We start from the raw sequence: 20,585 nt of genomic DNA, 5'->3' as shown, positions 1-20,585 counted from the left end.
CTTATGCAAGTCCTCACATCAAAGAGAAGACAGCTTGTCGTGCTGCCCTCAATCGTGATACTCTTCGCCTCCATTTTTCTGGCCGAAATTTCAGCACTTGGGCCAGTGTTTTATCTAAAATAGAAGAGTGCATCGCGCAGCTTCTATTCCTTCAACCCAAGAATGCGGACACTGACAAATGATTGGTAAAGGCACCCTGTATATCGTATCGGCACCAAGCGGCGCTGGTAAATCGAGCTTAATTGCAGCTATGTTGGAAAAAAACCCAACCTACGCAATGAAGGTTTCTGTTTCTCACACCACTCGTGGCATGCGCCCTGGTGAAGAAGACGGCGTGCACTACCACTTTGTTGAAAAATCAGAGTTTGAATCACTGATTGAGCAAGGCGCATTTCTAGAGTACGCCGAAGTGTTTGGTAACTACTACGGTACGTCTCGCCTGTGGATTGAAGAAACGCTAGAGAAAGGCATCGACGTCTTCCTAGATATCGACTGGCAAGGCGCGCGCCAGATCCGCGAGCAAATGCCAGAAGCAAAAAGCGTCTTTATTCTACCGCCGTCAAACAGCGAACTTGAGCGTCGCCTAAACGTGCGCGGTCAAGACAGCGATGAAGTGATCGCAAAACGCATGAGCGAAGCAAAATCAGAAATGTCACATTACAACGAGTACGACTATGTTATCGTCAACGATGACTTTGATGGCGCACTTGTTGATTTTAAAGCGATTTTGCGCGCTGAGCGCTTGAAGCAAGACAAGCAAGCCGTGAAATATAAAGGCATGCTAGATGCTTTGCTAGCTGAATAGAAAGCCGTCATCCTCATGAAAGTGAGGATCTTTGTCAGCGAGTATTGCGCTCAAATTATGCGAGTCACTCGCCGCACGAGATCCCCTTTTTCAAGGGGATGACGAGTGTACTACTTCGAATGTAGTGCACACTAAAAACAAAATAAACCGTCATCCTCACGAAAGTGAGGACCTCAATCAGCGAGTATCGCGCTCAAATTATGTGAGTCACTCGCCGCACGAGATCCCCTTTTTCAAGGGGGTGACGAGTGTACTGCGTTGAATGCAGTACACATTAAAAACCGAAATAAACCGTCATCCTCACGAAAGTGAGGATCTCTATCAGCGAGTATTGAGCTCAAATTATGTGAGTCACTCGCCGCACGAGATCCCCTTTTTCAAGGGGATGACGAGTGTACTGCGTTGAATGCAGTACACATTAAAAACCGAAATATACCGTCATCCTCACAAAAGTGAGGATCTCTATCAGCGAGTATCGTGCTCAAATAATGTGAGTCACTCGCCGCACGAGATCCCCCTTTTTCAAGGGGATGACGAGTGTACTGCGTTGAATGCAGTACACATTAAAAACCGAAATAAACCGTCATCCTCACGAAAGTGAGGATCTCTATCAGCGAGTATTGTGCTCAAATTATGTGAGTCACTCGCCGCACGAGATCCCCTTTTTCAAGGGGGATGACGAGTGTACTGCGTTGAATGCAGTACACATTAAAAACCGAAATATACCGTCATCCTCACAAAAGTGAGGATCTCTATCAGCGAGTATTGTGCTCAAATAATGTGAGTCACTCGCCGCACGAGATCCCCTTTTTCAAGGGGATGACGAGTGTACTACTTCGAATGTAGTGCACAATTAAAACCTAAGTAACAGTAGCTAAACGGATCATTTGTGATCTAGAATCTAAACGTAATAGCCTGTATACTTTCTCGTCATCAAAAATTTAGTTAACTATTGGAGTTCTTATGGCACGCGTAACTGTTCAAGACGCTGTTGAAAAAGTTGGCAACCGCTTCGACCTAGTTCTTATTTCGGCTCGCCGCGCACGTCAGATGCAAATCGGTGGTAAAGATGCACTAGTGCCAGAAGAAAATGATAAGCCAACGGTTATCGCTCTACGCGAAATCGAAGAAGGCTTGATCACGAAAGAAGTACTAGACGCACGCGAGCGTCAAGAGCAGCAAGAGCAAGAAGCTGCAGAACTAGCGGCAGTAAGCAGCATCGCTCACAACCGTTAATTCGACCTATCCAATCAGAGTTCCATCGACTTTCGGGCCTATAATTTGTACCTATTCGATAGCCTTAAAGACGTTGCCCAAGAATACCTAACAGAGCCTCAAATTGAGGCTCTGCGTCAATCTTATGTGGTAGCAAGAGATGCCCATGAAGGGCAGACCCGCTCTAGCGGTGAACCTTACATCATCCACCCTGTAGCGGTTGCTCGTATCCTCGCAGAAATGCGTCTGGATATCGAAACACTGCAAGCAGCACTGTTGCATGATGTCATTGAAGATACGGAAGTCACCAAAGAAGAGCTAGAAGAACAGTTTGGCAACACCGTCGCGGAACTCGTGGACGGCGTCTCTAAGCTCGACAAGCTAAAATTCCGAGATCGCAAAGAAGCTCAAGCGGAAAACTTCCGTAAGATGGTGCTTGCCATGGTGCAAGACATCCGCGTGATCTTGATTAAGCTCAGTGACCGTACTCATAACATGCGTACATTGGGCGCGCTTCGTCCGGACAAGAAACGCCGTATTGCTCGTGAAACCCTAGAGATCTATGCGCCGCTTGCGCATCGTCTAGGTATTCACAACATCAAGACCGAGCTTGAAGAGTTGGGTTTTGAAGCGCTTTATCCAAACCGTTATCGCGTTCTAAAAGAAGTAGTGAAAGCTGCTCGTGGTAACCGTAAGGAAATGATCCAACGTATCCATAGCGAGATCGAAGGCCGCCTCGGTGAGGTTGGTTTGAACTGTCGCGTGTTGGGTCGTGAGAAGAACCTGTTCTCCATCTATAACAAGATGAAAACCAAAGAGCAGCGCTTCCACACCATCATGGATATCTACGCCTTCCGCGTTATCGTGGATACGGCGGACACCTGCTATCGCGTACTTGGTCAAGTACACAGCCTGTATAAGCCACGTCCGGGTCGCATGAAAGATTACATTGCGGTACCAAAGGCGAACGGCTATCAATCCCTTCACACCTCGATGGTTGGTCCTCACGGTGTTCCTGTTGAAGTACAGATTCGTACTGAAGACATGGACCAGATGGCGGACAAGGGTGTGGCAGCGCATTGGGCATACAAAGGCAATGGCGACCGCACTGGCACTACTGCGCAAATTAAAGCACAGCGCTGGATGCAAAGTCTGCTTGAGCTACAGCAAAGCGCAGGTAACTCATTTGAATTTATTGAAAACGTAAAATCGGATCTGTTCCCAGATGAGATTTACGTGTTCACACCAAAAGGTCGTATCGTCGAGCTACCACTTGGCGCGACAGCGGTCGACTTTGCTTATGCGGTGCATACCGATGTCGGTAACACCTGTGTGGGTGCTCGCGTTGATCGTAACCCATACCCACTTAGCAAGGCCCTGAAGAACGGTCAAACCGTTGAGATCATCAGTGCACCAGGCGCTCGTCCAAATGCGGCATGGCTAAACTATGTTGTGACGTCACGTGCTCGCACTAAGATCCGTCAGGTGCTGAAGACCATGCGTCGTGAAGAGTCTGTGGTTCTGGGTCGCCGCCTGCTAAACCATGCATTAGGTCGCCACTCTGTTGATACCATCTACCCAGAGAACATCAACGAAGTACTTACCGACCTCAAGCTAGAGTCACTAGACGACTTGCTTGCTGCGATTGGTCTTGGTGAACTCATGAGCATCGTGATTGCGAGACGCTTACTGGGTGATACGGACGAGCTAACACAAACAAGCTCTATTCCATCATCAGGTAAGAAGCTGCCAATCCGCGGAGCGGAAGGTATTCTTCTGACGTTCGCGAACTGCTGTCACCCAATTCCAGACGATCACATCATTGCCCATGTGTCGCCGGGACGTGGCCTTGTGGTTCACCGTGAAACGTGTCCAAACGTTCGTGGTCACCAGAAAGAGCCTGACAAGTACATGGCGGTAGAATGGAGTGACGACTACGAGCAAGAGTTCACTGCAGAACTTCAAGTCGATCTGCAAAACCACCAAGGTGCGCTTGCCGAGCTCACTAATGTGATTGCTAAGACTGGCTCGAACATTCACGGCATTTCGACGGAAGAGCGTGATGGTCGTTTGTATACTGTGACGGTATTGCTGACAACCAAAGACCGTGTGCACCTTGCAGGCATCATGAAGCGCATTCGCGTTATGCCGCACGCACTGCGAGTCAGACGCCGTAAGAACTAAGGCTATTGCTTGATCTAACACGGGTTCGATGAATATCGAGCCCGTTTTATTTGGAACATCCTAATGAATTTAGAACGCTACAATCGTATTCAGCAAGTGCTAAAAGCACGCCAACCCGACCTGACTTTGCTGCTAGAGCAAGTTCACAAGCCGAACAATGTCTCTGCCGTCATTCGCACCGCCGATGCCGCGGGTGTGCACAAGGTCCACGCCGTATGGCCTGATGAGAAAATGCGTACCCTAAGCCATACCTCAGCAGGCGCGCGTAACTGGGTGGAAGTTGAAACTCACGATACGGTCGCAGATGCTGTGCGCGAGTTAAAAAGCCAAGGCATGCAAGTACTGGCTACCAACCTGTCTGATAACGCCGTCGACTTTCGCGAGATAGACTACACCAAACCTACCGCTATCATTCTCGGCGGCGAGAAGAACGGTATTACTCAAGATGCGCTCGGTGAAGCGGATCAAGACATCATTATTCCTATGGTAGGCATGGTGCAGTCACTTAATGTCTCGGTTGCCAGTGCGCTTATCTTGTTCGAAGCGCAACGTCAGCGTCAGCTAGCGGGTATGTACGATCGCGATACAAGTGTGCTTCCAGAAGATACCATTCACCGCATCCTATTCGAGCGTGGTCACCCGGTTCTCGCCAAGGTCGCAAAGAAGAAAAATATGCCCTATCCACCACTCGATGACGAAGGGCAGATTGTTGCTGATGAGTCATGGTGGAAAGAGATGCAGAAGAATTAACAAAGTTTGATTTAGGACTGGTTTTCTTTCCTGTTTGAAGCGACTCGCAATAAGAAAATGCTCAGATGGTAATCTGCCACTATTTGAGCAACTTCTATGAAGCATGCGTGCGTATACATTTTATCTTCCAATAACCACAACGTTCTTTACATTGGTGTCACCTCGCAGCTCAAACAAAGGGTTTGGCAACACAAAGCTGGTGTTGTTGACGGTTTTACTAAAAAGTACCACGTTCATAAATTGGTCTTTTTTGAGGTTCACCATTCAATGTACTCTGCGATTGAAAGAGAGAAACAGGTGAAGAAGTGGAAGCGTGAATGGAAAGAAAATCTCATCAAGGGTGTTAACCCTAGTTGGGTGGACTTGTATGATTCTCTGTAGTTGAGAAGTGCCACGTAGAATCGAGGTTATAAATTTTTCGTCATCTCTGCGTAGGCAGAGATCTACTCAATGCGCGCACCAAGCCTCAACAAGATTCCTGCCTGCGCAGGAATGACATGAGTTTCAGGTTCATGACATTCAAAATAATCGTCATCTCTGCGCAGGCAGAGATCTACTCAACGCGCACACCAAGCCTCAAGAAGATTCCTACCTGCGCAGGAATGACGCGAGTTGTAGGTTCTTCATACTCAAAATGTTCGTCATCTCTGCGTAGGCAGAGATCCACTCAACGCGTGCACCAAGCCTCAAGAAGATTCCTGCCTACGCAGGAATGACGAGAGTTGTAGACTCCCCACACTCAAAATAGTCGTCACCTCTGCGTAGGCAGAGATCTACTCAACGCGCGCACCAAGCCTCAAGAAGATTCCTGTCTTCACAGGAATGACGCGAGTTGTTGGTTCCTCACATTCAAAATAGTCGTCATCTCTGCGCAGGCAGAGATCTACTAAACACGCGCACCAAGTCTCAAGAAGATTCCTGTCTGCACAGGAATGACGGGTGTTGTAGGTTCCCCCAAACTCAAAATAGTCGTCACTCCTGCGTTAGGCAGGAGTCTACTCAACGCGCGCACCAAGCCTCAAGAAGATTCCTGCCTGCGCAGGAATGACGGGAGTTGTAAGTTCCCCACACTCAAAATATGCGTCACTCCTGCGTAGGCGCAGGGCCTGTGGGATGACGAACTTTGAGCATGAAAGTAGGCCCTTCTTATAAAACTGTACAAAAAGACAGTAAAATGCTTGAATATTCTCATCTAACACTCTGATGGATGGTGAATATGGCTCAGTTACTGTCGGCAATTCCTTTAACTTCGCTTTCTGGCGTTGGGGCAAAAGTCGCAGAGAAACTTGAAAAGGTAGGATTGCACACAGTGCAAGACCTGCTGTTTCACCTCCCCCATCGTTATGAAGACCGAACGCGTATTTACCCTATCGTCAAACTGCACCCCGGTCTTTGGGGGTCAGTGCAGGGTAAGGTGATGAGCAGCGATGTGGCCTTTGGTCGTCGCAAAATGCTGACGGTAAAAGTTAGTGATGGTAATGGCACCATTACCTTACGCTTTTTCAACTTCACCGCGGCAATGAAGAACAACTTCTCCGAAGGGCGCATCATCGTCGCTTATGGTGAGGTAAAGCGCGGTAATCATGGTCTTGAAATCATCCATCCTGAATACAAATTTCATGCTGAAGGGAAAACGCCAAAGCTAGAGCAAACACTGACGCCCATCTACCCGACAACTGAAGGTTTAAGGCAGCTCACTCTAAAGAGCTTAACCGACCAAGCCCTTAAGCTAATGGATGGTGCAGCGATTGATGAACTCCTCCCAAGCGGCCTGTACAACCAACAGATGACGCTTGCTGAGGCGCTACACATAATTCACCGCCCGCCACCGAATATTAACCTCGACGATTTTGATGAAGGCAAACACCCTGCGCAGCAGCGTCTTATCATTGAAGAGTTGATGGCACAGAACCTCTCGATGTTGGCCGTGCGAAGCAAAGGTCAGCAAGATGCAGCTATCGCGCTACAGCCTGTCGAGACGCTCAAGCACAAGCTACTCGGACAACTGCCCTTCTCACCAACAGGCGCTCAGGCTCGCGTCGTTCAAGAGATAGAAACTGATCTTCAAAAGCCAATCCCTATGATGCGATTAGTTCAGGGCGATGTGGGCTCAGGTAAAACGCTTGTTGCCGCTTTGGCTGCCGTGCGCGCCATTGAACACGGCTATCAAGTCGCCATGATGGCGCCTACTGAACTGCTGGCTGAGCAGCATGCCATTAACTTTGCCGGCTGGTTTGAGTCTATGGGCATCCAAGTCGGTTGGCTGTCTGGCAAGCAGAAAGGCAAGGCGAAAGAAGCCGAGCTGGCGCGCATAGCCAGTGGTGAAGCGCAGATGGTGGTGGGGACTCATGCGCTGTTTCAAGAGTCGGTTGAATTTAACAATCTCGCCCTTGTCATTATCGATGAGCAGCACCGTTTTGGTGTCCACCAGCGTCTAGAGCTACGTGCAAAAGGGGCGAAGCAAGGCTTCCACCCACACCAATTGATCATGACTGCAACGCCAATTCCAAGAACGCTGGCGATGACCGCTTATGCTGACTTAGAAACTTCAGTTATCGATGAGCTTCCACCAGGTCGAACCCCGATTCAAACCGTCGCTATTCCCGATACTAAGCGCGACGATGTCATTGAAAGGGTGAAAAATGCCTGCCTGCATGAAGGCAAGCAAGCCTATTGGGTGTGTACCCTTATTGACGAGTCGGAAGTCCTTGAGGCTCAAGCGGCGGCCGACACGGCTGAAGATCTGCAGCGCAAACTGCCCGATCTCAAAATAGGCTTAGTGCATGGCCGCATGAAGCCAGCTGAGAAGCAAGACGTTATGCAGCGCTTTAAAAACAATGAACTGCATCTATTGGTGGCCACTACGGTGATTGAAGTGGGTGTGGATGTACCTAACTCAAGCTTGATGATTATCGAGAACCCAGAGCGCCTTGGTCTAGCTCAGTTGCACCAGCTACGCGGCCGTGTGGGCCGTGGTAGCGTGGCGAGCCACTGTGTGCTGTTGTATCACTCTCCACTCTCTAAAACCGCACAGAAGCGCTTAGGCGTGCTTCGTGAGAGTAATGATGGTTTTGTGATCGCGCAAAAAGACTTGGAGATACGTGGACCGGGTGAACTACTTGGCACCAAGCAAACAGGATTGGCTGAGTTTAAGATTGCGGATTTGGTGCGCGACCAGCGATTAGTGCCTGAGGTTCAGCGCATTGCTCGCCATGTTCATGAGCAATATCCAGACAACGCCAAGAAGATTATCGACCGCTGGCTCGGCGATCGAGAGTTTTACGCGAAAGCGTAAATGGTAGGTTGGACGTCACAACTAGGTTAGGCACTCGCGTCACGAGATCCTCACTTTCGTGAGGATGACGAAGTGCTTTCTTCATTCAAAATCGAACTAAAAACTTGTCGTCCTCCGCCACGCTGTCATCCCCTTGAAAAAGGGGATCTTCTACAGCGCACGCGCAAATCAAAGCATCCACTATCTCAACCCATTCTTGAGCGCAGGAAAGCTCACTTGTGCCTTCAAGCCTCCACCACTGCGATTGGTAATGCTCACCGAGCCGTGATGCTGGCTGATAATTCGTTTCACGATCGCCAAGCCCAAACCGGTACCCTCACTGCCGCGGGCAGTATCACCGCGAGTGAACGGTTCGAACAAACGACCGATCTGGCTATCTTCAATACCTGGACCATTATCCTCAATGGTGACCCAAGCCAGTTTATTATCCACCGTCATCCCTGTCGTGACCTTCACCCAACCATTACCGTAACGAACCGCATTCACTACCAGATTGGTAATGGCCCGCTTGATGGCAATTGGACTGCCTTCGATATCTTTAATGTTCTTCATTGGCGCGTACTCAATCTGCACCTCATAGCCTCCCTCGGAAGAAACAATATCAGACGAGATATCATTGAGGCTCATAGGCTCAAAGGACTGCGTGTTGACCGGTTTGAGGTAATCCATGAACTGACCGATGATCTCATTACACTCCTCAGTATCACTGATGATCCCCTCCGCCAAATAGCTATCCTCTGGCGACATCATCTCTGTTGCGAGTCGAATACGAGTCAAAGGCGTGCGGATATCATGGCTGATACCGGCCATGAGCAATGTACGGTCTTGTTCAAGCTCTTGAATGCCCTTCGCCATCTGATTGAATGCACGGGTCACTGAGCGAATCTCTGACGCACCTCGCTCTGGCAGTGGCGGTGGGATCTCACCCTTACCCACCAGCTTCGCTGCATTCTCCAAGGCGGTTAATGGACGGTTTTGCAGTCGAATAAACAGCCAACCACCCACAATAACAAACAATGCCATAATCAAGCTATTGCGAAACAGCGGTGCGAAGTCCTCTTCTTGCAGCTCCGACAAAGGAATGCGGATCAATGAGTTCGGCAAGGCATCGATCTGCATCCAGAGAATATAACTATCTTCGCCTAGGATCAGCCGCACCTCAGTATTGGACTGAAGCTCATCGGTCATCTCTTCACTCATCAAGTCGATAGGCAGAGCATGATTAAACTCATTCGCCATCGCACTGTCATCAGCATGAATGGTCACACCAAGCTGAGCCAGCACCTGTCTGCGCAGCGGCGCGTCCATCTCAATCTGACCATCGACATCTTCTGTATCTTCCAAGAAGAACACCAACTCATGCGCCAGTATCTTGTTGAACTGCTGCAAACTCGGTACCAGCGCGTAGTTATACACCGCGTAGTACGAAAAAACCTGACTGGCGATAAGCAGAGTGAAGAACAGAAGAATGGATTGGGTGAACGAGCTACGAAAGCGCATAACGTTTCCTTTGGAGCGAAGAGGAGTGTTGATAATAAACAAAAAAGGCTCTGAATCCATCCAGAGCCTTCATAAAACCAGCGAGATTATGCTTCTTTGCCGTCTGGCACGAAGACGTAACCTAAACCCCATACCGTTTGAATGTAACGAGGCTTACTTGGATCAATCTCTAGCATACGACGTAGGCGAGAGATTTGAACGTCGATTGAACGCTCCATTGCTGAGTATTCACGACCACGCGCCATGTTCATCAGTTTGTCGCGAGACATTGGCTCACGCGCGTTAGTCACTAACGCTTTCAGTACTGCAAACTCACCAGAGGTTAGAGGCATCGCCTCTTCGCCGCGGAACATTTCTCGAGTACCAAGGTTTAGTCGGAAGTCTCCGAACTCAACCACAGACTCTTCTTGGCTAGGTGCACCCGGCGCTTCAATAGTCTGACGACGCAATACCGCTTTAATACGAGCCAGCAGCTCGCGCGGGTTGAATGGCTTAGGAAGGTAGTCATCCGCGCCAACTTCAAGGCCAACGATACGGTCTACCTCATCGCCCTTCGCTGTCAGCATTAGAATCGGCAACATGTTGTTGGCGTTACGTAAACGACGACAGATCGACAGGCCATCTTCACCAGGTAGCATTAAATCCAATACCATAAGGTGAAAGTTTTCACGAGTTAACAGGCGGTCCATCTGCTCACTGTTAGCAACACTGCGTACTTGGAATCCTTGCTCTGATAAGTAACGCTCTAGTAATGCACGCAGACGTGCATCATCATCAACAACTAAAATCTTGTGATTTTCTTGCATATTCGATTCCACCACTAAAAAGGCTATCCACACACTGAATTGTCTAACACTATGACAAATCAGCGTATCAGCGGTAAATGTAACATTCCTTGCGTAAAAATTGTGCACGGAATTGTTAGAGATTATTAATTATGGTCTATATTATTCATCTTCGTCACAGTTCTATGTGATATGAGCGATGTTTATCGCATGTTGATGAAATTTACTCCCTGAAACCTATTTAACCCTGTAGCCATATTCCTTGCGCCCGCTAACGCTTTGTAACATTCTGAAACTTGGTTTTAGCGTACGAGGCGTCGTTCTGTCATATACCCTGTATACGGTATCTTGTTTTGAATTGTTCAAGGAAAGGTTATGACTCTAGCGCCCCAATGGGAACTTCATTTTTCGCGTGATAATTTTGCCCAAGCACTCAAGCACTGGCGAAGTTTCAATGGCATGTCTCAACTAGACCTCGTGGAAGCGCTGAGTTTGTCTCACCGAGCTTTTCAAGGCGTCAATCAGCCGATGCTGAGTAAATGGGAGCATGGCAATGGCCAACCCTCTCTCATGCGACGCGTCGGCGTAGCGGCGTTTTTTCAGCAACCTTATCAGTACTCGGATGAAGAGCTAAGGCTTATTCAAAGCGTTGAGAAATACGATCAGTTATTTGTCGGGTTCGATACTTTATACCCATGCACTATCGATCAATATGTCACTTACACATGGGATAAACTACCTGAGCTCTACCGCGAACAAATTCTGTACGCACAAGAGCATTATCGCTATATCAGTTTCGATGACCTAATCAGTGTCATGTCAGTGAGTGAAATCCATGTTGTGGTTGCATTGCACAAAAATGCTATGGTCGGCCACGTGGTATACGGCAAGGACCAAACTGGTCAAGACTGCCTGTTAAGCTACCTAGCTCTTGATAAATCTCTCTATCGTCAAGTCCACTTGCATGTATGCGAATTATTCGAAGGTAAGAAGATGCTGCTTACTGCCATCAAGCCATACGCCAAAACAGTGATCACCGATATTTATATTCCAGAGAAATACAATATTGGCGAGCTAAGTGTGTTTGAGTGCAATATCGACACATTAACTTCTAACCCTTTCTTTGAACAGCTCCACGATGAGGGTCGTGTCCTATCGCTGCTTAGTCACCACCAGAAAGTGCAAAGAGACCGCCGTCTCAATGCTGCCGAAGTTCACAGCGAGAAAAGCGCCACTCCAGCATAGATTGAGCTTTTTTGTTTTCATGGCAATATGTAGTCATGTGCGAATGAATCCACTACTCCGCGAGTGGACTTAGTTCGCAATGATGAATGACGAAACGATTGAACAATGAAAACAAACCTAATTACCCGCGAAGGGTATGACAAACTCAAAAAAGAGCTCGATTTCTTGTGGCGTGAAGAGCGCCCTGAGGTGACAAAAAAAGTAACTTGGGCTGCGTCGCTTGGAGATCGCTCCGAGAACGCTGACTATCAGTACAACAAGAAGCGCCTGCGCGAGATTGACCGCCGTGTCCGCTACCTTCGCAAACGCCTAGAGCAAGTCACTGTGGTCGATTACTCCCCTCAGCAAGAAGGCAAAGTATTCTTTGGTGCTTGGGTAGAGATTGAGAACGAAGATGGCGACACCATGAGCTTTCGTATTGTCGGCCCAGATGAAATCTACGGTGGCGCAAAAGGCTACATTTCAATTGATTCGCCAATGGCAAGAGCGATTCTAAAGAAAGAAGTCGATGATGAATTTGTGGTAAAGACACCAGAAGGCATCAAAGAGTGGTTTGTTAATCGAATAAGCTACAACGGTTTATAACAAAAATGGCCCAGAGAACTGGGCCATTTTTGCAGGGTTCCCGCATGAGTTACAAAATTGTTAAACACTTCAAGCGCCAAACAAAACCCTCTCTCGAAACTCGGTATTTAACGCGCATTTTAATTGTCGCCGTTTTAACGTACCTTTCATGTCCACAAGCTTAATAAAGTTCATGCACATTTGACGTATACGAGAAAGGTTTTCTGCTGCGTGCTTATAGGTAATTCGGCTATCGTCTTCATTCATCACTGCGTCCAACCACCAGTGCATACTTTCAACACCCCAGTGACCTCGACATAATGCGCCAAATTCTTTCGCTTCCATTTTTTTCGATGAAATGAAGTACCTAATGCCAACACTCCCTGAGTCATCGCCTTTCTTTTGCTGGTAAGTAACTGCTACGCAAAGGCTTTTTAAACCTTCCCATTTAACAGCAAAGTCGCCAAACTTCTCTGTAAATGGAATAACTATATAGCTTCTAAGCACCTTGCGACCACGTTGACCGAGTTCTTCCTCTTCATAGGCATATTCAGAATAATCGCTTAATTGGCCCAATGAAAAGTTATCTGTAAATAGTTTATGAAGGCTCGGTTGGTTGTCTTTCACAGACATTACGTAGTCACCTTTTCTACCAACAATCAACTCTGCTATCGAACGTTGGCAGCCCATAGCATCCAGACTAATTACTCGACCTTTAACTCGGATCAATTTTAGCAGTTCAGGGATAGTCGTTATCTCATTCGATTTTGAACTCGTTTTGAGTTGTCCTAATACCAGACCTGTATCGACAGAATAAGCATTAACCATATGCGTCAGACATTTCTTCTCGCTGTAATCATACGTACCTTTCAAGGACTTACCGTCAATGGCTATGTGGTTGGTTTCTAATGATTTTTCATGTTGAATATCATTGCACCATCGAGTAAAACAAAGGGAAAATTCATCCGGGTCAACCAATCCCACAATACGCGCCGTCGTATCTTGACTTGGTATGCCCGACAAATATGGGCTGAACTTTCTGAGCCATTCTAAATTCTCTTCTCCAAATGCTTCTATCTCGTCCCAAGTTTTCATTCCACATAGCATAGCTGTCACCACTTGGAACATCACTTCGAAGAAGTCATAAGTGATTTTTCGTTCCTGACGACTATCACTCAATATGCTAAAATGGTCTTTGAATTCATCGTAATTCATCTTCTTAATCTCACTCTGTTACCTTAACAGTATAAGATCACGTCAGATCATCACATTCAACCCATTTTTTGAAATTTCACCCCGAAAAATCAAGAAACACTGCGAAAATAACATGCGGGAACCCTGGCCATTTTTGTATTTAAATCTCAACACCAATATTACTGATGCCCTGCTCTTTCAATTCTAGGCGCAGGTCCTTAATCAGCTCAATATCGCGCTCTTCGCTGTCACGCAGTGGACGGAAGATAGCCCATTGAACATCCCACTCTTCACAGACGGCTTCGTTTTCTTTCTGGTTGTCGTTGGTGATCTCAACGCCAGTTTCAGCCTGCTCTAGTTGAGCAACCGTCGCTACGGACTGCTGGCTGATTTTAAGGCTCGATTCCAGTAGGTAATCACGGTCAAGCAAACCATGCAGAAGCGTCGACAGCGCAAAACATGCATCAATCGCCGGGTATACACCATACATCTCGAAATCTTCTGAGTTCGGAATGACCTCTTCTAACTTCTCGAGTTGCTTTTCGAAATTGATTTTAGCGGTTTTCACCGTCAGCAGTTCCCATACCGCATCCAAAATATTGCGGTACACGCGCGCTTCCGCAAACTCGGTTTGCTCACAGAACATAGCGAAGTTGGGGTACATACGTTCGCACAAACAGGTCATAAAAGTGATATGCTGCCAAGGCTCAAATTTTTCGATACGTACCTGAATAGGGTTCTTTAACATGGTCGCTCTGCCGTAGTGAATGTAGACAGCGGAAGTGTAACCAAACGGATAGGGAATAGCCAGAAATGACGACGCAAAAGCATCGCTTAGCACTTGTGACGGACAACAATGACCACTACCTAAAGCTCCTTGAAACCAAACAGTTGCCAGATCTCGAGATTACCACTGACCTCAATGGTGCAACCATCTTGTTGGCAGCACCACCAAAACTGGCACCACAACTGGATCACGCTACGGAGTTAGAATGGGTTCAGTCGACGTATGCTGGTATCGATGCTCTACTGGGCGAGTCACTTCGTAAGGATTACAAGCTTACTAATGTGAAAGGTATTTTTGGTCAGCAGATTAGTGAGTATGTACTGGGTTACTCGATCAGCTATTTCCGTCATTTCGACCTTTACAAGCAGCAGCAGCAAAAACGTGATTGGCAGCCTCACACTTATCAATCCATGATCGGTAAACGTATGGTCATTTTTGGCACCGGCGCGATTGGCAGTCATCTTGCCAATACCGTCAAAGCCCTCGGGATTATCCCCGTTGGCATTAATCGCACCGGAATCCCACCAAGACAAAGTGCCTTTGCAGAGACCTACCATATCAATGAGGCGGGCAAAGCGCTTGAAAGTGCGAATATCATCGTCAACACGCTCCCTAATACGCCATCTACTGACGGCCTTTTCGATGAGCGCTTATTTGCGGCTTGTCGCCATGCGCTGTTTTTTAATGTTGGGCGCGGTCAAACAGTGGATGGCAACGCTCTGCTTAACGCCTTGGAGCGCGGTAATCTGGTGCATGCGTTTTTAGATGTGTTTATTGATGAGCCTATCTCCCAAGAGTGCCCTTACTGGAGTAATCCAAACGTAACGGTGACGCCTCATATAGCGGCGATCAGTTTTCCTGAGCAGGTGGTGGATATCTTTGCTGAGAATTATCTGCGTTGGCGTGATGGGTTTCAGCTGCAGAATTTGATTGATTTTGAGCGTGGGTATTAGGGTGGTATTTAAGCTTTTGGATCACCATGATCCAAAAGCTCTATGATCTATACAGATACAATTAGTTTGCAGGATACTCCTCAAACATCTTACTAACTTGCTCCTGTACAAAGACATCTCTGTCGGCTGGCTCCATGGTCTCGGTTAGCTGACGCTGTGAGACTGAGCGCCACACCACATCATTGGTTTTTGGGTCCACAAGCTCGACCGCCAATTTACCAAATTTTTTCTCCTTCACTCGCGTTGGGGTGCGGACACCCACACCGTAGCCGCTGTTGTATCCTCCCGTTCCGATACCAAATCCAAAGCTAGGGCCATCGGCTCTTAATTCTGTGCCCTCAAGGATGTCATAACGCACGACCAAGTCGGCACCCTGTTCCACCATGGAAAAACCTCGAACATTGAGCTCGTTATCAACGGCTTGTTTGATGCGGGCTCCATCTAGGCTAACTGGCACCTCAGCGTTTTCTTGGTATTGATACGTGTTGAACGCAGCGAAGTTGACGCTAGAGTTGTAGTCGGTCGCGACGTCAGAGGCACAACCGGTGAGAAGTAACAGCGAAGCTAGAAAGGAAACAAGCACTTTGAACATAGGGTTGCCTCACAACACAAGACCTAGTTAAAGCGTAGTCAAAGTGAGACAAAAATGCCGTTACTCCCCTTTGGGAAATAACGGCATCTCAATATTTAGACGACAGTAATTAGAAATGGATTACTTGTGGTATGGCTTAGATAACTCGTGAACGGCCTCTACAAACACACCAGCATTCTCTGGTGGTACATCCAAGTGGATGCCGTGACCAAGGTTGAATACATGACCTGTACCACCATCGCCAAAGCCCTCTAGAATGGTCGCCACTTCTTCACGAATACGCTCAGGTTGCGCGTAAAGCATGGATGGATCCATGTTACCTTGAAGCGCCACTTTATCGCCTACGCGAGCTTTCGCATCGGCAATGTTGATGGTCCAGTCTAGACCTACTGCATCACAGCCCGTTGCTGCGATTTGCTCTAGCCACATACCACCGTTCTTAGTGAACAAGGTCACTGGAACGCGGCGACCTTCATTTTCACGGATAAGGCCATCGACAATCTTATGCATGTACTGAAGTGAGAACAGGTTGTAATCGCGAGGTGTTAAGACGCCACCCCAAGTATCAAATACCATCACAGACTGAGCACCTGCTTTGATCTGAGCATTTAGATATTCGATAACACTGTCTGCTAGCTTATCAAGAAGTGCATGCAGGATTTGTGGCTCTGCGTACATCACCTTCTTGATTTTAGTGAAGGCTTTTGAGCTGCCACCTTCCACCATGTAAGTAGCAAGTGTCCAAGGGCTGCCGGAGAAGCCAATCAGCGGAACATCACCATTCAAATCTTTACGGATCTGACGGACGGCGTTCATTACATACTTTAGCTCGCCTTCTGGATCTGGGATACCAATCTTGTCGACATCTGCTTTACAAGTGATTGGACGCTCAAACTTAGGGCCTTCACCCGCTTCAAAGTACAAGCCTAGACCCATTGCATCAGGAATCGTCAAGATGTCAGAAAATAGAATGGCGGCATCCAGTGGGAAACGGCGTAGTGGCTGAAGAGTCACCTCAGACGCTAGCTCTGCATTCTTACACAGTGACATGAAATCACCCGCTACTGAGCGAGTCTCACGGTATTCTGGAAGGTAACGGCCCGCTTGGCGCATCATCCATACTGGTGTGTAGTCTACAGGTTGCTTTAACAACGCTCGAAGATAGCGATCGTTCTTTAATTCCGTCATTCTTTTTTCTCCAATTCGAAAGGCGTTAGTTTACCGCTATTCATTCATGGTTGGCAGCCTTAGATAACAATTCTTTTACCAAAATTTGAGGGTCATCGCCTGTGTTGCGCCACCGCTCAAAAAAGAGTCACTTTGCAAAGCAGATCATATTATCAATACGCAGTTTTGAGGTGAGTTTGCCAAGGACCAAAAGGAATGTTAAAAGTTTGTTTGCTAGCGAAAATTACAATAATACTACTGAGTCTCTAGACTCAGCATCTCATAACGACATCTTACTTACCCCCTCCGCACGCGGAGGGTTTTTTTTGTCATTTTTCTGCCGCAGCCGCCTCGACGGTCGCATGAATGAGCGATCTGGCAATGGTCCCTTCAGGCGCGACCAAGGGAAGCTCATTAGTATTAAACCACTGGGCGTCTTTGAGTTCGCTGTAATCTGGCTTGATGTCGCCACTCTCATAGTCAGCAAGAAACGCCATCATCATGCTCGATGGAAATGCCCATGGCTGACTGCCAAAATAACGAATATTGGTGACCTTGATGCCTGTCTCCTCTTCCACCTCACGAGCAACGCAAGTTTCTAGTGTCTCACCCACTTCTAGGAACCCGGCAATCACCGTGTACATGCCGCCTGCATGGCGATTATGCTGTGCCAGCAAGATATCTTGCCCTTTTCGTACGGCGACAATAATACATGGAAAGATACGTGGATAATGCAGCGTTCGGCAGTCTTGGCATTGCATAGCGAGCTGATTATGGTTTAGGTGATTGCGACCTCCGCATTGAGGACAAAAACGCATAGACTGGCTCATATAGCCATATTGAATTGCTTTGGAGATTTGATGGAACAGCGTCTCTGGGAGATGAAGCAGTTCGCGCAGCGAGGTCAGCTCTCGCTCTCCTTCTAGGTCGGCATCGTTAAGCCACATCACGGGCTTACCTTCAAACTCCCCTACTTTTATCGCCTGCTGAGCAGGCAGTGAAAACTGCTCTGCCGAGCCAAGCGGCACATCACCGTCTGCAAGCCAAAGTTCATTCCCTGACACCACACACCAATAAGCCTGGCGAATGACCTTTTCACTTTTTTTTAACATCATGAATCCTCTTCACTTGCAGTTCGTCCATTTTACTGGCAATCTAAATTCATACCAGCTAGAAAACTCGAAATTCTAATTCTGGTGAATGAGAAACGAATTCTCTTTTACTCTTTGTCGTTACAAAGCGTGCAGTTGCCAATTGCAGTGCCGATCATGAGGACATGGTCATGTTAAATAAATTCAAACAAGTACAAGAACAATGGGGTGGCTCTAGCGAAGTCATCGACCACTGGCTAGAAACAAGACAAGCGCTTATTGTTGAATACTGTAAGCTCGGTTCACTTCAACCCGCTCAAGCCCAATCTAACGTGGTTGAGCTTCCCTCTGCGAAAGAAATCAGTTCCTTTTGTGATCATCTCGTCGACTACATCTCTGAAGGTCACTTTAAGATCTACGACATGGTGATGGATAAGTGGAAGGCGACTGGCTTTAAGACCAACGATGATATCGATGCGACCTACGCTAAGATCGTTCTCACCACAGACCCACTACTTGAGTTTAACGACAAGTATGTACAAGTATCATTTGAAGATGAGCTTCCGGGTTTCGAGGACGATATGTCTAAGGTTGGTGAGATACTTGAGCTTCGCTTTGAAGTGGAAGATAAGCTGATTCAGCTTATTGCGGATAGTTTGGCGATTCCGCCAGGTGCGTAAGTACAAGTAGTTAGCACATCTACTATTAAAACTACCGTCACCCCACTAGCCGCGCGCCTGCGCAGGCAGGGGTCTACTCAAAGCGTGCACCAAGCCTCAGGAAGATTCCTGCCTACGCACTGAGGGATCCCCATTTTTCAGAACAACGGTTGGTCGATAATTCTCAGATAGTTTTTTGAGAGTATCGCCAACCCACTGCTAAATAATCGAATCAACTGTGCTTTGCTTGTATCTAATATCATGTTTTTGGTTAGCGTTAGGAATGACAAAACACGTTTTGATTTAGTCGTATTTGCTTGATATTTTTGATTAATACCTTTCCTTTCAGACGCAAAACCGATCACCCATAAAACGAGAGTTGCGATACAAGCAATCAAACAAAGTATGGAGATCCGCTCTGAGTTCTGTGTCTGGCTGTGGTGCCAAGAAAACCCATAGCGTTGGCTTTTATCATCCCTAAAGTTTTGTTCGATTTGCATTCTTTTGCTGTAGTAAATCACAGCTTTCATTGGACTTAACTTCGAGTCGTTGGTTACTAATATCCAAGGCTCTTTCGCAATGGACTTATATGTCCTTTCTGCGTCAGGATAAATACCTTTGTTTCGTTGTTTTATCTTATGCCGGTTTTTTGCTTTCCCCTTGTAGCTAACAAAAGAGCACGATACTTGGCTCTTCGATGTTTTTCCAAGTAACCCATCACCCAGCTTTTTAGCCTTTATGTTCGCATTTTTTCCAAGCTCTGAAACTGAACACCATGAGCTACCATCAACTTTTCCAAAAATCCGACCACGTACTCGACCGAGATAATACCAGCCGAGGCTCTCTATTTTTTTGAACCACGGTGTCTTAAATCCGCCATCTGTGACGATATAGACAGTTTTGTTGGCGGGAAGCATCGTAGCTAAAACGTCGAGAAATTGATTATGGATATGTTCCTTCTCTTGGTTGTCTTGCGTCACGACCGTGTTGTAGATAGGAATGGCCCTACCATCTACTAGCAAGCTAGCTCTTAGAAGCCAATGTTCACGGTTACAACACCCACTCCAATCTACTGCAACCACATAGCACGGAAGCTTAGCGAATAAGCCTTTGAACAAGGCTCGATAAATACTATCTCGTTCACTATGGAGTTTTTGGTTACCGAGAAGTCTATCGATACGTTTGATTTTGTGTTTAACGGAGGTTAAGCCTTCGAGACAACGACCGATAGCCGTCAGACTCAACTCATTAGAACGAATAAGTGCGTTACTAGCGGTCAGTAATGAATTTACCCCTAGCTTGATTGAAATCAGCTAGAGATTGGTGGAGGGTTTTGTGGCAGAATTTAGTAATAAGCATGGCATCGTGAGTTGTACTTTTGTTTTTTGGCGATTACATAAGATCACAACTCGCCATGCTTGTCATTTTTTGGGGATTCGTCAGTGCCTACGCAGGAATGACGGGGTTGTGGAGTAATCAGATCTACATAGTCTTCACTCCCAAATAACGACCGCGCGCCTATAAATGCTAGCATTTGCATACTAAAAATAGCCATACTCACAATGACCGTCACCCCTGCGCAGGCAGGGGTCTACTCAAAGCGTGTACCAAGCCTCAAGAAGATTCCTGCCTTCGCAGGAATGACGGGCGTTGTGGGGTTATCAGACCTAAATAATCGTCACACCCATAAATGAACCACTCAACTAACCGCGAGCCTACGTAGGTAAGAGTCAACTCAACGCACCCGCCAAATCTCAGGATTCCAGACACAAAAAAGGCGCCTTTCGGCGCCTTTTATC

The 20,585-nt window shown here is 47.2% G+C and carries 18 protein-coding genes; 10 read left to right on the top strand and 8 right to left on the bottom strand.

Annotated elements, in window-relative coordinates; translation table 11 throughout:
• Positions 1–181: 181 nt before the first annotated feature.
• The 6 genes from gmk to recG all read left to right on the top strand — a co-directional run bounded on the left by gmk (position 182) and on the right by recG (position 8,249).
• Positions 182–805, top strand: coding sequence for a guanylate kinase (gmk, locus tag AC6I8U_RS00745; RefSeq protein ID WP_446569005.1), 624 nt, complete (start codon positions 182–184; stop codon positions 803–805).
• A gap of 963 nt (positions 806–1,768) precedes the next feature.
• Positions 1,769–2,041, top strand: a complete 273-nt coding sequence (rpoZ, locus tag AC6I8U_RS00740) for a DNA-directed RNA polymerase subunit omega (protein WP_006071268.1) — start codon at positions 1,769–1,771, stop codon at positions 2,039–2,041.
• Between the two features lie 45 nt (positions 2,042–2,086).
• Positions 2,087–4,204 (top strand): bifunctional GTP diphosphokinase/guanosine-3',5'-bis pyrophosphate 3'-pyrophosphohydrolase, encoded by a 2,118-nt coding sequence (gene spoT / locus AC6I8U_RS00735; RefSeq protein WP_042476939.1) that lies wholly within the window; start codon positions 2,087–2,089, stop codon positions 4,202–4,204.
• Between the two features lie 63 nt (positions 4,205–4,267).
• Positions 4,268–4,954 (top strand): tRNA (guanosine(18)-2'-O)-methyltransferase TrmH, encoded by a 687-nt coding sequence (gene trmH / locus AC6I8U_RS00730; protein WP_498017459.1) that lies wholly within the window; start codon positions 4,268–4,270, stop codon positions 4,952–4,954.
• 96 nt (positions 4,955–5,050) lie between these two features.
• Positions 5,051–5,335, top strand: coding sequence for a GIY-YIG nuclease family protein (locus tag AC6I8U_RS00725; RefSeq protein WP_498017458.1), 285 nt, complete (start codon positions 5,051–5,053; stop codon positions 5,333–5,335).
• 835 nt (positions 5,336–6,170) lie between these two features.
• A complete protein-coding gene (gene recG, locus AC6I8U_RS00720; protein ID WP_498017457.1) occupies positions 6,171–8,249 on the top strand; it encodes an ATP-dependent DNA helicase RecG in 2,079 nt (692 codons plus the stop codon).
• A gap of 180 nt (positions 8,250–8,429) precedes the next feature.
• Here the strand turns inward: recG and envZ are convergent, their stop codons facing one another.
• The gene (envZ, locus tag AC6I8U_RS00715; RefSeq protein WP_498017456.1) at positions 8,430–9,749 is read right to left on the bottom strand and encodes a two-component system sensor histidine kinase EnvZ; all 1,320 of its coding nucleotides are present in this window, start codon (positions 9,747–9,749) and stop codon (positions 8,430–8,432) included.
• 86 nt (positions 9,750–9,835) lie between these two features.
• Entirely contained in the window at positions 9,836–10,555 is a 720-nt protein-coding gene (gene ompR, locus AC6I8U_RS00710) for an osmolarity response regulator transcription factor OmpR (RefSeq protein ID WP_006071277.1), read from the bottom strand.
• A gap of 354 nt (positions 10,556–10,909) precedes the next feature.
• On the opposite strand from ompR, the gene AC6I8U_RS00705 reads away from it, so the two are divergent.
• On the top strand, positions 10,910–11,779 hold the full coding sequence (locus AC6I8U_RS00705; RefSeq protein ID WP_498017455.1) for a helix-turn-helix domain-containing protein: 870 nt from the start codon (positions 10,910–10,912) through the stop codon (positions 11,777–11,779).
• Positions 11,780–11,884: 105 nt separating this feature from the next.
• Complete coding sequence (gene greB / locus AC6I8U_RS00700) at positions 11,885–12,364, top strand: transcription elongation factor GreB (RefSeq protein WP_498017454.1); 480 nt, start codon at positions 11,885–11,887, stop codon at positions 12,362–12,364.
• Between the two features lie 69 nt (positions 12,365–12,433).
• On the opposite strand, the gene AC6I8U_RS00695 is transcribed toward greB, so the two are convergent.
• Together AC6I8U_RS00695 and AC6I8U_RS00690 are read right to left on the bottom strand one after the other, a co-directional pair.
• Entirely contained in the window at positions 12,434–13,558 is a 1,125-nt protein-coding gene (locus AC6I8U_RS00695; RefSeq protein WP_498017453.1) for an ISAs1 family transposase, read from the bottom strand.
• Positions 13,559–13,697: 139 nt separating this feature from the next.
• A complete protein-coding gene (locus AC6I8U_RS00690) occupies positions 13,698–14,285 on the bottom strand; it encodes a YjaG family protein (RefSeq protein ID WP_042478981.1) in 588 nt (195 codons plus the stop codon).
• A gap of 65 nt (positions 14,286–14,350) precedes the next feature.
• On the opposite strand from AC6I8U_RS00690, the gene AC6I8U_RS00685 reads away from it, so the two are divergent.
• The gene (locus tag AC6I8U_RS00685) at positions 14,351–15,277 is read left to right on the top strand and encodes a D-2-hydroxyacid dehydrogenase (protein WP_498017452.1); all 927 of its coding nucleotides are present in this window, start codon (positions 14,351–14,353) and stop codon (positions 15,275–15,277) included.
• A 61-nt stretch (positions 15,278–15,338) separates the two neighbouring features.
• On the opposite strand, the gene AC6I8U_RS00680 is transcribed toward AC6I8U_RS00685, so the two are convergent.
• The 3 genes from AC6I8U_RS00680 to nudC form a co-directional block, all read right to left on the bottom strand.
• Positions 15,339–15,869: a DUF4136 domain-containing protein gene (locus tag AC6I8U_RS00680; RefSeq protein WP_498017451.1), complete on the bottom strand. Its 531-nt coding sequence runs from the start codon at positions 15,867–15,869 to the stop codon at positions 15,339–15,341.
• 120 nt (positions 15,870–15,989) lie between these two features.
• On the bottom strand, positions 15,990–17,057 hold the full coding sequence (gene hemE / locus AC6I8U_RS00675) for a uroporphyrinogen decarboxylase (protein ID WP_498017450.1): 1,068 nt from the start codon (positions 17,055–17,057) through the stop codon (positions 15,990–15,992).
• 308 nt (positions 17,058–17,365) lie between these two features.
• Entirely contained in the window at positions 17,366–18,148 is a 783-nt protein-coding gene (gene nudC, locus AC6I8U_RS00670) for an NAD(+) diphosphatase (protein ID WP_498018293.1), read from the bottom strand.
• A gap of 164 nt (positions 18,149–18,312) precedes the next feature.
• On the opposite strand from nudC, the gene AC6I8U_RS00665 reads away from it, so the two are divergent.
• Positions 18,313–18,807: an Rsd/AlgQ family anti-sigma factor gene (locus tag AC6I8U_RS00665; RefSeq protein WP_042478978.1), complete on the top strand. Its 495-nt coding sequence runs from the start codon at positions 18,313–18,315 to the stop codon at positions 18,805–18,807.
• 137 nt (positions 18,808–18,944) lie between these two features.
• On the opposite strand, the gene AC6I8U_RS00660 is transcribed toward AC6I8U_RS00665, so the two are convergent.
• On the bottom strand, positions 18,945–20,030 hold the full coding sequence (locus AC6I8U_RS00660; RefSeq protein WP_498017449.1) for an IS4 family transposase: 1,086 nt from the start codon (positions 20,028–20,030) through the stop codon (positions 18,945–18,947).
• Positions 20,031–20,585 lie beyond the last annotated feature (555 nt).

Source organism: Vibrio sp. KUL80, assembly GCF_059725495.1.
This window is presented reverse-complemented; position numbering and strand designations above follow the sequence as displayed.

What these genes read in the sequence shown, in the direction of transcription:
- rpoZ (WP_006071268.1), top strand. Translation starts at nt 1,769, where the DNA reads ATGGCACGCGTAACTGTTCAAGACGCTGTTGAAAAAGTTGGCAACCGC.
- trmH (WP_498017459.1), top strand. Translation starts at nt 4,268, where the DNA reads ATGAATTTAGAACGCTACAATCGTATTCAGCAAGTGCTAAAAGCACGC.
- AC6I8U_RS00725 (WP_498017458.1), top strand. Translation starts at nt 5,051, where the DNA reads ATGAAGCATGCGTGCGTATACATTTTATCTTCCAATAACCACAACGTT.
- recG (WP_498017457.1), top strand. Translation starts at nt 6,171, where the DNA reads ATGGCTCAGTTACTGTCGGCAATTCCTTTAACTTCGCTTTCTGGCGTT.
- envZ (WP_498017456.1), bottom strand. Translation starts at nt 9,749, where the DNA reads ATGCGCTTTCGTAGCTCGTTCACCCAATCCATTCTTCTGTTCTTCACT.
- ompR (WP_006071277.1), bottom strand. Translation starts at nt 10,555, where the DNA reads ATGCAAGAAAATCACAAGATTTTAGTTGTTGATGATGATGCACGTCTG.
- AC6I8U_RS00705 (WP_498017455.1), top strand. Translation starts at nt 10,910, where the DNA reads ATGACTCTAGCGCCCCAATGGGAACTTCATTTTTCGCGTGATAATTTT.
- greB (WP_498017454.1), top strand. Translation starts at nt 11,885, where the DNA reads ATGAAAACAAACCTAATTACCCGCGAAGGGTATGACAAACTCAAAAAA.
- AC6I8U_RS00695 (WP_498017453.1), bottom strand. Translation starts at nt 13,558, where the DNA reads ATGAATTACGATGAATTCAAAGACCATTTTAGCATATTGAGTGATAGT.
- AC6I8U_RS00690 (WP_042478981.1), bottom strand. Translation starts at nt 14,285, where the DNA reads ATGTTAAAGAACCCTATTCAGGTACGTATCGAAAAATTTGAGCCTTGG.
- AC6I8U_RS00685 (WP_498017452.1), top strand. Translation starts at nt 14,351, where the DNA reads ATGACGACGCAAAAGCATCGCTTAGCACTTGTGACGGACAACAATGAC.
- AC6I8U_RS00680 (WP_498017451.1), bottom strand. Translation starts at nt 15,869, where the DNA reads ATGTTCAAAGTGCTTGTTTCCTTTCTAGCTTCGCTGTTACTTCTCACC.
- hemE (WP_498017450.1), bottom strand. Translation starts at nt 17,057, where the DNA reads ATGACGGAATTAAAGAACGATCGCTATCTTCGAGCGTTGTTAAAGCAA.
- nudC (WP_498018293.1), bottom strand. Translation starts at nt 18,148, where the DNA reads ATGTTAAAAAAAAGTGAAAAGGTCATTCGCCAGGCTTATTGGTGTGTG.
- AC6I8U_RS00665 (WP_042478978.1), top strand. Translation starts at nt 18,313, where the DNA reads ATGGTCATGTTAAATAAATTCAAACAAGTACAAGAACAATGGGGTGGC.